This is a genomic window from Bacillus sp. LQ16 (assembly GCF_057784645.1).
Window position 1 is genome coordinate 1,082,950 of record NZ_CM173491.1, and the last position, 11,882, is coordinate 1,094,831.

The window sequence follows — 11,882 nt, forward strand, 5'->3', positions numbered from 1 at the left end:
AGACTTTTTTTACTTAAAGTCTTTGTTGTCCATCTTCTGTTTTAAATAGTAATGGGTAGTAGACTGTTAGAGCGAAAATTGCCGAATCTATAGTAAAAGTAACCATCTAAAGCCCAATTCATACACTATGATGGAGGATTTTTACTTCATAACCGGATGAAAAAGGAGTGTAATCATGAAGAAACGTACTGTTAATGAAGCAGGAAGGAATGTGCCACAACCAATCCGCAGCGACGGAGCAGGTGCGATTGATTATGGACCTCGTAATGTTATGCGGGATATTCAAAATCCGAATATGCTTGTTCCGCCTATAACGGATGCAGGGTTAGTTCCTAACTTGAAGTTTTCATTCTCGGACACTTCTATGATTTTGAAACAAGGCGGGTGGTCTCGGGAGATTACTGCTCGGGAACTACCGGTTTCGACGACGATTGCCGGAGTAAATATGAGTTTAACGGCCGGTGGAGTACGAGAACTACATTGGCATAAAGAAGCAGAATGGGCGTATATGCTTTTAGGACGGGCACGCATAACGGCTGTTGATCAAAATGGACGGAATTTTATTGCTGATGTTGGACCAGGTGATCTTTGGTATTTTCCACCTGGTATTCCGCATTCCATTCAAGGATTGGAACATTGTGAATTTCTACTCGTTTTCGATGATGGGCATTTTTCAGATTTATCTACTTTAGCTATTTCTGATTGGTTTGCACATACGCCGAAAGAAGTGCTATCGGCTAACTTCGGAGTGCCGGAAAGTGCTTTTCATTCCATTCCTTCAGAGCAAGTGTATATTTATCAGGGAGAGGTACCAGGTTCGCTTGAAAGTCAGGAAGTTCAATCACCGAAAGGAGAAGTTCCTTTAACATTTAAACATGAATTGTTAAAACAAAAGCCGATTAAGACGCCTGGTGGTAGCGTTCGAATTGTAGATTCTACAAATTTCCCTATTTCAAAAACGATCGCAGCAGCGCTCGTTGAGGTTGAGCCTGGTGGAATGAGAGAACTTCATTGGCACCCGAATAATGATGAATGGCAATATTATCTTACCGGGCAAGCGAGAATGACGGTGTTTCTTGGAAATGGTACAGCTCGAACATTTGATTATAGAGCTGGTGATGTCGGATATGTACCATTTGCGACGGGGCATTATATCCAAAATACAGGTGACGAAACATTATGGTTTTTAGAGATGTTCAGAAGCAATCGTTTTGAAGATGTATCGTTAAATCAATGGATGGCACTGACTCCTAAAGAAATAGTGGAGAGTAATATACATGTTGGGCCGCAAGTAATGGATTCTCTGCGTAAAGAGAAATTGCCTGTTGTGAAATATCCGGGGTTTTCATATAGTCCGAAAAATGATGAGTAAAAATGAAAATTTGCGTTATTCTTTCTGGAGACTGATAAGAAGGGATGGCGTATTTTTTATACCTAATCTAGTCTTTATCCCGCTATTTGCCGGGCAGTAAGACCCACCTCAAAATTCAGCGGAATCAAAGAAGTTAGGTGGGGCGCGGGCTGTCCGTAAAAGCCCGATTAGTGAGGGCTGATTAAAGTTTCACTTTATTAGTATCCGTCCCTTGTATTATTGTTCGGGAAATTATTATTGGAGCATAGTATAGGGAAAATACATATAAAAGAGCGCCATTATAAGCTGTAACGTATAAGTTGTGCAGGAAATGCAACAATAACTCGCTTTACTCTTCATCATTTATTTGAACATAATGGGCATAGAGAGGTGATAAACACAGTATGATTTTTAGTGAGCGTTTAAAAGAAGAAAGGGAAAAAAGAAATTGGTCGCAAAATGATTTGGCTGAAAAACTTCATGTGAGCAGGCAATCTGTTTCGAAATGGGAGACGGGAAAGAACTATCCGAGCATTGAAATTATTATTCATTTAAGTGATCTGTTCGGTATTACAATTGATGAACTGCTAAGGAGTGATGAAGAATTGACGCAGAAAATAATTGAAGATAGTAAGCAATTGGCGTATCCAAAATGGAAGGTGTTTTTTGATAGTCTATTTATGATAGGAGTATTTTTGTTTCTTATCAAAATCGTTGTGTGGATGCTAAATAAGTTTGCTGGAGCAAGTATTACAATTGTAGCAGATGCGCCATATGTAATGAATCTTTTGCCCCTTGTATTCATGATTATAGGTGGTATAGGTTCCGATAAGTTGAAGAAAATATATAAATAGAGGAAAGATTTGAAAGAAATCCCCAACACTGGCTGTTCTTTTCACTTAAATTGTGTACTATAAAGGATAGGATGACATAAAGAAGGGGACATTTAGAATGGAATTTCATGAACAGAAGATTTTGCCGGCAGTGAGGCAAATTAAAGATTTGGAAAAGCTATTACATAGTTCGTATGAATATATCGTTATTTTAGATATTCATGTCGGTCAATTGAAGAGTGTTATATCGCTTGCGAAGCAATATTGTAAAAAGGTGTTTTTACATGTGGATTTAATTCATGGTTTGCAGAGTGATGGGCATGCGACGGAATATTTATGTCAGGAGTTTAGACCGTACGGGTTACTTTCGACAAAGGCGAGCGTTATTATGAAGGCGAAGCAAAAAGGTGTTGTGGCAATACAACGCATCTTTTTAATCGATTCGAGTGCGATGGAGAAGAGCTGCAATCTTTTAGATAAGACAAAACCGGATTATATTGAGGTGCTTCCAGGAGCAATGACGGATATTATCGCTGAAGTGAAAGAGCGTACAGGTGTACCGATTTTAGCAGGTGGTTTTATTCGTACTGTAGAAGATGTGGAAAGAGCTTTAAACGCTGGTGCGACAGCGATTACGACGTCAAAACGCGAACTATGGAAACATTACCAAAAAAAGTGACGAAAATGTGAAAAAATTCTGTTGACACCGCTTTCATAAGAGGTTAACATTATAGACAAGTTAATAAACGTGACGGAGAAAAGTAGAGATCCACATTTCATTGTTTCTATATAAATTTATATAGAAGCGTGCAAGCTGTGGGTCTTTTTCTTTTTACAAAAACGAATGGCCATTCATTTTACCTCTATCACATTTGGAAGCGTTTAAATTGATTGTGGAGGGATACTATGTCAGCATTTTTAGGAGAGTTAATAGGGACTGCGTTGTTAATCGTACTTGGTGGCGGCGTTTGTGCTGGTGTAAGTTTAAAGAAGTCGTTTGCGAAAGATTCTGGTTGGATTGTTATTACAATGGGCTGGGGCTTAGCAGTAGCGGTTGCAGCGTATGCGGTTGGATCAATTAGTGGGGCACATTTGAATCCAGCTTTAACGATAGGACTAGCATTTAAGGGAGCGTTCCCATGGAGTGACGTACCAGGTTATATCGTAGCACAAATGATTGGGGCAATTATCGGGGCAGTTATCGTATATTTACATTACTTACCACACTGGAAAGAAACAGAAGATCCAGGAACAAAGTTAGGCGTATTTGCAACAGGTCCAGCAATTCCGAACACATTTGCAAACCTTTTAAGTGAAATGATTGGAACATTCGTTTTAGTATTTGGTATATTAGCAATTGGTGCAAATAAATTTGCAGATGGATTAAATCCATTTATCGTAGGTTTCTTAATTGTAAGTATTGGTTTATCATTAGGTGGGACAACAGGATACGCAATTAACCCAGCACGTGATTTAGGTCCGCGTATCGCACACTTCTTCCTTCCGATTGCAGGAAAAGGCGGTTCAAACTGGAAGTATGCATGGATTCCAGTAGTAGGTCCAATTTTAGGTGGATCACTTGCAGGTTTATTCCATCAAGTTGTATTTGAAGGAAAACAAAATTCAGCACTTATTTATGTGATTATCGCAACTGTGATTGTACTAGCAATCTCTTATATGACAAGTAAAAAAAGCGGAAGCAATACAAATAGTAGAAAAGTAGCATAAGGGGGAAACCGATATGAAAAAATATATTCTTTCATTAGACCAAGGAACAACAAGCTCACGTGCAATTTTATTCAATAAAAAAGGTGAAATTGTTCATTCAGCTCAAAAAGAGTTTACACAACATTTTCCAAAGCCGGGCTGGGTAGAGCATAATGCACAAGAAATTTGGGGATCTATTTTAGCAGTTATCGCAACTTGCTTAAGCGAAGCAGATGTAAAACCAGAACAAATCGCTGGTATCGGTATTACGAACCAACGTGAAACAACGGTTGTATGGGATAAAACAACTAGTAAACCAATTTACAACGCAATCGTATGGCAATCTCGCCAAACAGCTGAAATTTGTGATGAGTTAAAAGAAAAAGGTTATAGCGAAATGGTTCGCGAAAAAACAGGTCTTTTAATTGATGCATACTTCTCTGGAACGAAAGTAAAGTGGATTTTAGATAACGTTGAAGGTGCAAGAGAGAAAGCAGAAAACGGGGATCTATTATTCGGAACAATTGATTCATGGCTTGTATGGAAACTATCTGGTGGTAAAGCACACGTAACAGATTACTCAAACGCATCACGTACGTTAATGTTTAACATTCACGACTTACAGTGGGATGATGAGCTTCTAGACATGTTAACAGTACCAAAGAGTATGCTTCCAGAAGTACGTCCATCATCTGAAATATATGGAGAAACAATTGATTACCACTTCTTCGGTCAAAATGTACCGATTGCAGGTGTAGCTGGTGACCAACAAGCAGCTTTATTTGGACAAGCTTGTTTCGGTGAAGGTATGGCGAAGAACACTTACGGAACTGGTTGCTTTATGTTAATGAACACAGGTGAAAAAGCAGTAGCTTCTGAGCACGGTCTATTAACAACAATTGCATGGGGAATAGATGGTAAAGTGAACTACGCATTAGAAGGAAGTATTTTCGTAGCAGGTTCTGCGATTCAGTGGTTACGTGACGGAATGCGCATGTTTAAAGATGCAAGTGAGAGTGAAGTATATGCCTCTCGCGTTGAATCAACTGACGGTGTATACGTTGTACCAGCATTCGTTGGACTAGGAACACCTTATTGGGATAGTGAAGTACGCGGCGCTATGTTTGGTGTAACACGCGGTACGACGAAAGAGCATTTCATTCGTGCAACGCTAGAATCTTTAGCTTACCAAACGAAAGATGTATTATGCGCAATGGAAGCAGATTCAGGTATTAAACTGAAAACATTACGCGTTGATGGCGGAGCAGTTAAAAATAACTTCTTAATGAAGTTCCAAAGTGATATTTTAGATGTTCCTGTAGAGCGTCCAGTGATCAACGAAACGACAGCTTTAGGTGCAGCATACTTAGCTGGTCTTGCGGTTGGATATTGGAAAAACCAAGATGAAATTAAATCACAGTGGCATATGGACAAACGCTTTGAACCAACTATGGAAGCGGAAACAAGCGAAGAGCTATATGCTGGATGGAAAAAAGCAATTGAAGCAACAAAAGCTTTCAAATAATCATAAACAGTGTTATAATGGTGACAAGTTAATAATTCGGTAGGAGATTTGGAGAGACCACAACGCGCTATAGAGGCGAAATCTATAGCGGAGTTTGTGGTCTCTTTTTTCGTTATCAAAGGGAGGAATTACCATGAAATTTTCAAGTAAACAACGTAAAGACGTATTAAACGGAGTAAATAAACAAGAGTTAGATGTGATCGTAATTGGTGGAGGTATTACTGGTTCTGGTATTGCATTAGATGGAGCAACACGCGGGTTATCAACAATTGTGTTTGAAATGCAGGACTTTGCAGCAGGTACATCAAGTCGTTCAACGAAGCTTGTACACGGTGGTCTACGTTATTTAAAACAACTTGAAGTGAAAATGGTAGCAGAGGTGGGTAAAGAGCGTGCGATCGTATATGAGAACGGTCCCCATGTAACAACACCAGAGTGGATGTTACTTCCGTTCCATACAGGCGGTACGTTCGGATCATTTAGTACATCAATTGGTCTTCGTGTATACGACTTCTTAGCAGGTGTAAAACGAAGCGAGCGCAGAAAGATGTTTAACCGTGAAGAAACATTAAATAAAGAGCCTCTTGTGAAAAAAGAAGGATTAAAAGGCGGCGGTTACTACGTAGAATATCGTACAGATGATGCGCGTCTTACAATTGAAGTAATGAAAGAAGCGATTGAGCATGGTGCGAAAGCTGTTAACTACGCAAAAGTAGACAGTTTCTTATATAAAGATGGAAAAGTATGCGGTGTACGTGTAATCGATTTACTAGACGGTGAAGTATATGAAGTTTACGGTAAGAAAATTGTAAACGCAGCTGGTCCTTGGGTAGATACACTTCGTGAAAAAGATAACTCGAAAAAAGGAAAAGTACTTCAGTTATCAAAAGGTGTTCACTTAGTAATTGATCAAAAACGTTTCCCACTCGGGCAAGCAATTTACTTCGATACACCAGATAAACGTATGGTGTTCGCGATTCCTCGCGGCGGAAAAACATACGTAGGTACAACGGATACGTTCTATGATAAAGACGCAGCTGTACCACAAATGACAACAGAAGATCGCACATATATCATTAATGCGATTAACTACATGTTCCCAAGCGTGAAAATTACAGAGAAAGACATTGAATCAAGCTGGGCTGGTGTACGTCCGTTAATTTATGAAGAAGGTAAGAATGCATCTGAAATTTCTCGTAAAGATGAAATTTGGACTTCTGAATCTGGTTTAATTACAATCGCAGGTGGTAAATTAACAGGATACCGTAAAATGGCTGAAATGGTAGTAGATTACGTAACGAACTTACTACAAAAAGAAGGTCATAGCGCATATCCGAAGAGCGACACGAAACATATGCCGATCTCTGGTGGGCATGTAGATGGTTCACACGGATTCCCAGCATTCGTTGCGAAAAAAGCAGACGAAGGTACGAAATCTGGTTTAACGAAAGTACAAGCAGAAGAGTTCGCGAAATTCTACGGCTCTAACGTTGATGTACTGTTCGACTTAGCGAAAAAACATAAAGAAGAAGCGAAAGAATACAACATGCCGCTTGACGTTCTAATCCCGCTTGTATACGCAATGGATTACGAAATGACAGCAAAACCAGTTGACTTCTTCGTACGCCGCAGAGGCGCTGTATTCTTCAACATCCACTGGGTATACGAGTGGAAAGAAGCAGTAATCAACTATATGGCTGCGAAACTAGGCTGGAGCAAAGAAGAACAAATGAAATATACAGCTGAACTAGAAAAAGCATTAACAGACGCTGTAATTCCTGTAGATCAACAAGAACAGGCAGCTGCGTTAGCATAAAATAGAGAACCACCTGAAGGGAAGTCTTTAGGTGGTTTTTTCTTTTTTTATGGAATATTCTTCTAACTATATTGCGTAACGACATATGTTGTTATACGATGTATATAAGGTGGTGGTATTGTTGGATAAAGAAATCTTGAAGGGAAGTATAGATATTTTATTGCTTTCTATCATTGCAAAACGTGATACATACGGATACGAAATAGCTCAAAGTTTAAAGGATGCAAGTGAAGATTTGTATAGTATGGGACAGGGAACTTTGTATCCTGCTTTAAAGAGATTAGAGAAAAAGGAGTTTCTTGAATCTTATTGGAATGAATCTGAGAATGGGATGAAAAGGAAATTCTATACTATTACAGATAAAGGGAAAAAAGAATTGCAGAAGAAAGTGAACTCTTGGGAAAGTGTAACAGCATTAATTCAAGCTTGTCAGAAAGGAGTTATTTATGAGTGAATTTGATGAGTATATTAAGTCTATTTTAGCCTATTCAGAACTTAGTGATATTGAACAGGATGAGTTATTTCTAGAAATGTATGATCACTTGAACAGCTTGAAAGAAGAATATATGGAACAAGGTATGAATGAAAAAGAAGCGATTTATAAAGCGATTCAAAGTTTTGGAGAATCAAAAGTTATTGGCGTAGAGATTAATAAATCGGTATACGAAGTTCCTAGGCCATTAAAGGTGTTATCAAAAGTTTTATGTATTCCTTATATAATCATTTGTTTTATTGTCTTTTTAGGAACGTTTATTTCAACTTCTACATTTGACTCTGTTCGCAGTTTAACAGGTGGTGGGACTGTCTATCATCCCATTGAATTTTGGCAGCAATTTTTACATATATCTGATTTAGAAACGTTATTACAACTTTTTGGAATAACACTTTGGCAAGTTAAAGATTTTATTGCACATCCAGGTCCTTGGGGAAACTCAACTTATTGGTTAAGCGTTTTACAACATATAATATTAGTAGTTCCATTCGGATTTTTCGTTCCAGTGCTGATTAATAAAGTGACTAACTATAAGAAAGCTCGTAAGTGGTATGTTATGACCTTTCTTGTTTGGGAGATATTACATTTACTAACTTTGTCTGATGTTTTTGATGTGTGGCGGATTGCTATAAATATGCTCGGTGCGTCGGTAGGATATCTTTTATTTATAATCATAATGCAAATGGATAATAAATTTAGGGTTATGCGAAAGAAGATATTTGAAAATTAGCTCGCTATTCTGTAGTTTAAATTATACAAATTTAATTTGATGGTAATAGAGTATCGCTGAAAACATAGGTACTATGTAGTGAGAGGATTTTTTATATTCGTAATAGGTGTTGTTCCTTGTTTAATCCTACTGTTATGAAGCGGGGCCATAATCCGTCTTTATTGGTGCTATAAATGATGAGAGCGGCACAGCTGAACTAGAAAAAGTCTAGATCAACAAGAGCAGGCAGCTGCGTTAGCGTAAAATAGAGAACCACCTGAAGGGGAGCCTTTAGGTGATTTTTTCTCTTGACTAAAAATAAATAAAATGTGTTACAATGATGATAGAGTATTTAGTGTGAATTTTGCATAAAATAAAAAAGACAGAAGCCTGAGAAACTTCTGCCTTTGTAACCTAACTTGCTATTGTGGTGGTAGTAGGTGCGGTTATAAGACAATTACATTAACGTTTTAGCCGAGAACCGCCCTTACCTTTTCCACGAAGCAGGGTGGTTCTCGCTTTTTTGTATACAGAAATTAGCCATGGACCGACGTATCTTCTACCGATGACAACGCCAGCTCCGGTTAGGATACCATACACTAATTTAATTACAAACATCGCGATCATATTATCACCTCCCCCCTTTTTTTCAAAATGGAAGAGATGATTGCCACACCTACTAGTTATAGCTTATTAAGTTACATTTTAATTGTATTATGTTTTAAAATAGGGAACAAGACATATGGATAAAAAGCTCTAGTTTTAAATGGTGGTTGTGTAAATTGTGGTTTATCATATATAACCTGTTTATGAGTTTCCTACAAGTTAAGGTTTTCATGCAATTGCGTTATGTATAGAAGTTTAAATACTACACTTGTATGAAGAATATATTAGTTTTGATATTATCGATTCATCTTTGTATGGCCATGATATATTAGATTTTTTAAGTGAGCGTTAGAAAGAAGGAGGACTCGATTAAATCGGTTCTCTTTTTAATTTAGCGATGAGGGGAATCTTGATGATATAAAACTAAGACAAAATCCTTATTGTAAACTTAAGGAGCGCCTTGGGAGAAAGACGCTCTTTAGGTGAATGCATTGTAACGACTATTCGGTTTATTATATGTAATTTACTGAGGAAGTGCTTTATAAAAAATGTGATTGCCAATCGTATTTTTTTATACATTTATAAAACTTTTCCATACAGTGCGTCGTCTAATATATGGGAAGGAGGAAATGATGTGGGTGAATTAACGATAGAAGCGTTTGAAATAGAAGATAAGGAGGACCTTATCGACGAAATAATGAACAAGTATGGACAAGAAGTCCTGCAGCTTGTGTATTCGTATGTGAATAATAAAGAGGTTGCGGAGGATTTAACGCAAGATATATTTGTGAAATGCTATAAATCTCTTCATACATATAAAGGGAATTCGAATTTGAAAACATGGTTATGGAGAATTGCAATCAATCATTGTAAGGACTATTTAAAAAGTTGGTATAACAAAAAAGTTATCGTGACAGAGGATGACTTTACGTATATGGAGAGTCAAAAAGAAAGTGTGGAACAAACTGTCATTCAAAATGCGGAGGATCGTGAACTGGCTTCTGCAGTAATGAGTTTACCGATAAAATATCGAGAAGTGATTTATCTATTTTATTATGAGGAATTATCAATTAAAGAGGTTGCTACGGTAATAGAAGTGAAGGAAAACACGATAAAAACGAGACTGAAAAAAGCGAAGGAGCTTTTGAAGAAAGGATTGGAGGAATAATCAAATGGAAGATCGATTAAAAGGTTTGCGAAAATCAATGGAGAACACAACGTTTAAACATTTGAGTTTTTCTGATCAGCACCAAAAGCAGGTGCGCGAAAAAATTAAGCAATCGTCTGAAAAGGAAGAAGATATCCTTTTAGCAGTGTTGCAACTTCTTATGAATGAAAAAACAGGTTATGAATTGATGCAGTTACTGCGGGGGAGAGGAATTCAAAAATTCGAAGGTGATGAAGGATCTCTATACACTTTATTGCATCGTCTAGAACAGAATCGCTTTATCCAATCTAGCTGGGATCATGCGGGAGCTAAATATTATCAATTAAATGATAAAGGAAACAAGATGCTGCGAAAGGCAGAGAAAAATGCTACGAAGGCACGATTTATATTAAAAGGCTTAGTACAGGGGTGAGAAAAAATGAACAAAAAAGGAGAGCGTTTTTTAAAAGAAGTTACGAACCATATTAAATCAAAAGAAGCGAAGGACTTAGTAGCAACGGAACTAGATTTTCACTTGAAACAGACGAAGAATATGTGGATGGATAAAGGGTTAAGTGAGGAAGTTGCTGAAGATAAAGCTGTTGAGCAAATGGGAAGTCCGGTCAAACTTGGCGAAGAACTGAACAAACTGTATAAGCCAAAGGTTGATTGGTTCTTAATTGGTTTATTAGTGGCTGCGATGGGGCTAGGGTTTTTGCCGATTATAACTTTTGGACATGCTGACTTATTCATGAATAAGGTGATATTTGTTATTCTCGGTGTTGTAACAGCTATGGGGATGATGCTACTTGATTATCGGAGATTAGAGAAACTTGGGTGGCTGTTTTATACAATTGGCGTACTTATCTTGTTAATGATAAAATGTTTTCCGACTGATTACGTGATTGGGGAAGCGATAATAAAAATTGGCCCCATCAAAATTGACTGTTTAATGACGATGCCATTCTTCTTTCTAGCTTGGGCTTCTTTTTTCAATAATAGTAGGTTAAAGTTTATGCATCTTCTCATGTTGTACGTATTTTCTTTATATCTATTTTCAACTACATCAATTCTTTTACCAATTTTCATCTATATTACGATGGTATTCGTTATGATTTGGTGGAGTAAGTTAGGAAAGAACACGGCATGGCTTATTACGATTTTACCGATTTTACCCTTTATTGTTAGGGATCTATTTTCCTGGTCTGCGGTAAAAGAATACCGGATAGCTAGAATTTTAGGATTTATAAATCCAGCGCATGATCAATGGGATTTACGTTTACGAGAGGCAATGTCTTCAGCAGGTTGGTTTGGTACATATGGAAATATAAAGTCTATCCGTGCTGCCCATACTGATTTTGTATTTGCAAGTTTGACTTACTATTATGGATATGTACTTGCGCTAGTTCTTGTCGTGATTCTTTCTCTTTTTGCAGTAAGAATAATGAACATAGCTTATAAAATAAATGATGGTTATGGTAAATTGCTTCTCGTTGGCGGAGTGACTCTTTTTGTAATCCATTTTATTTGTAACGTTGGCATGACCCTCGGGATATTACCACGTGTTTCTATATCATTACCTTTTATTAGCTACGGATTGATACCAACTCTGTTTCATGCATTTATAATGGGAATTGTGTTAAGTGTATATCGACGTAAAGATATTCCTTTTAGAATGAGAAAAACACCTTGATG

General features: G+C 37.5%; 12 protein-coding genes. 11 read left to right on the forward strand and 1 reads right to left on the reverse strand.

Annotated elements, in window-relative coordinates:
- The first annotated feature begins 175 nt into the window (after positions 1-175).
- From AC3EMB_RS05480 to AC3EMB_RS05515, 8 genes are all read left to right on the forward strand, one after another.
- A complete protein-coding gene (locus AC3EMB_RS05480; RefSeq protein ID WP_488517557.1) occupies positions 176-1,372 on the forward strand; it encodes an oxalate decarboxylase family bicupin in 1,197 nt (398 codons plus the stop codon).
- Between the two features lie 383 nt (positions 1,373-1,755).
- A complete protein-coding gene (locus AC3EMB_RS05485) occupies positions 1,756-2,205 on the forward strand; it encodes a helix-turn-helix domain-containing protein (RefSeq protein WP_488517558.1) in 450 nt (149 codons plus the stop codon).
- A 97-nt stretch (positions 2,206-2,302) separates the two neighbouring features.
- Complete coding sequence (gene glpP / locus AC3EMB_RS05490) at positions 2,303-2,863, forward strand: glycerol uptake operon antiterminator GlpP (RefSeq protein WP_000394286.1); 561 nt, start codon at positions 2,303-2,305, stop codon at positions 2,861-2,863.
- Between the two features lie 227 nt (positions 2,864-3,090).
- The gene (glpF, locus tag AC3EMB_RS05495) at positions 3,091-3,912 is read left to right on the forward strand and encodes a glycerol uptake facilitator protein GlpF (RefSeq protein ID WP_001272200.1); all 822 of its coding nucleotides are present in this window, start codon (positions 3,091-3,093) and stop codon (positions 3,910-3,912) included.
- Positions 3,913-3,925: 13 nt separating this feature from the next.
- Positions 3,926-5,416, forward strand: a complete 1,491-nt coding sequence (gene glpK / locus AC3EMB_RS05500; RefSeq protein WP_063546700.1) for a glycerol kinase GlpK — start codon at positions 3,926-3,928, stop codon at positions 5,414-5,416.
- Positions 5,417-5,549: 133 nt separating this feature from the next.
- The gene (gene glpD / locus AC3EMB_RS05505; protein ID WP_029442064.1) at positions 5,550-7,232 is read left to right on the forward strand and encodes an aerobic glycerol-3-phosphate dehydrogenase; all 1,683 of its coding nucleotides are present in this window, start codon (positions 5,550-5,552) and stop codon (positions 7,230-7,232) included.
- Positions 7,233-7,353: 121 nt separating this feature from the next.
- Positions 7,354-7,686: a PadR family transcriptional regulator gene (locus tag AC3EMB_RS05510; RefSeq protein ID WP_000356630.1), complete on the forward strand. Its 333-nt coding sequence runs from the start codon at positions 7,354-7,356 to the stop codon at positions 7,684-7,686.
- A complete protein-coding gene (locus AC3EMB_RS05515) occupies positions 7,679-8,455 on the forward strand; it encodes a VanZ family protein (protein WP_016082602.1) in 777 nt (258 codons plus the stop codon). Before AC3EMB_RS05510 ends, AC3EMB_RS05515 begins: the two co-directional genes overlap by 8 nt.
- 441 nt (positions 8,456-8,896) lie before the next feature.
- Here AC3EMB_RS05515 and AC3EMB_RS05520 read toward each other — a convergent pair whose 3' ends face one another.
- Positions 8,897-9,061, reverse strand: coding sequence for a hypothetical protein (locus tag AC3EMB_RS05520; protein ID WP_000561154.1), 165 nt, complete (start codon positions 9,059-9,061; stop codon positions 8,897-8,899).
- 613 nt (positions 9,062-9,674) lie between these two features.
- Here AC3EMB_RS05520 and AC3EMB_RS05525 point away from each other — a divergent pair.
- The 3 genes from AC3EMB_RS05525 to AC3EMB_RS05535 are packed head-to-tail and all read left to right on the forward strand — an operon-like array spanning position 9,675 to position 11,880.
- A complete protein-coding gene (locus AC3EMB_RS05525) occupies positions 9,675-10,208 on the forward strand; it encodes a sigma-70 family RNA polymerase sigma factor (RefSeq protein ID WP_488517559.1) in 534 nt (177 codons plus the stop codon).
- Positions 10,209-10,212: 4 nt separating this feature from the next.
- Entirely contained in the window at positions 10,213-10,620 is a 408-nt protein-coding gene (locus AC3EMB_RS05530; RefSeq protein ID WP_016124238.1) for a PadR family transcriptional regulator, read from the forward strand.
- Between the two features lie 6 nt (positions 10,621-10,626).
- Positions 10,627-11,880, forward strand: a complete 1,254-nt coding sequence (locus AC3EMB_RS05535) for an FtsW/RodA/SpoVE family cell cycle protein (protein WP_488517560.1) — start codon at positions 10,627-10,629, stop codon at positions 11,878-11,880.
- The last annotated feature ends 2 nt before the right edge of the window (positions 11,881-11,882 follow it).

Coding starts and splice junctions, on each gene's coding strand:
- glpD (WP_029442064.1), top strand. CDS start 5,550: ATGAAATTTTCAAGTAAACAACGTAAAGACGTATTAAACGGAGTAAAT.
- glpF (WP_001272200.1), top strand. CDS start 3,091: ATGTCAGCATTTTTAGGAGAGTTAATAGGGACTGCGTTGTTAATCGTA.
- AC3EMB_RS05515 (WP_016082602.1), top strand. CDS start 7,679: ATGAGTGAATTTGATGAGTATATTAAGTCTATTTTAGCCTATTCAGAA.
- AC3EMB_RS05535 (WP_488517560.1), top strand. CDS start 10,627: ATGAACAAAAAAGGAGAGCGTTTTTTAAAAGAAGTTACGAACCATATT.
- AC3EMB_RS05520 (WP_000561154.1), bottom strand. CDS start 9,061: ATGATCGCGATGTTTGTAATTAAATTAGTGTATGGTATCCTAACCGGA.
- AC3EMB_RS05485 (WP_488517558.1), top strand. CDS start 1,756: ATGATTTTTAGTGAGCGTTTAAAAGAAGAAAGGGAAAAAAGAAATTGG.
- AC3EMB_RS05480 (WP_488517557.1), top strand. CDS start 176: ATGAAGAAACGTACTGTTAATGAAGCAGGAAGGAATGTGCCACAACCA.
- AC3EMB_RS05530 (WP_016124238.1), top strand. CDS start 10,213: ATGGAAGATCGATTAAAAGGTTTGCGAAAATCAATGGAGAACACAACG.
- glpP (WP_000394286.1), top strand. CDS start 2,303: ATGGAATTTCATGAACAGAAGATTTTGCCGGCAGTGAGGCAAATTAAA.
- glpK (WP_063546700.1), top strand. CDS start 3,926: ATGAAAAAATATATTCTTTCATTAGACCAAGGAACAACAAGCTCACGT.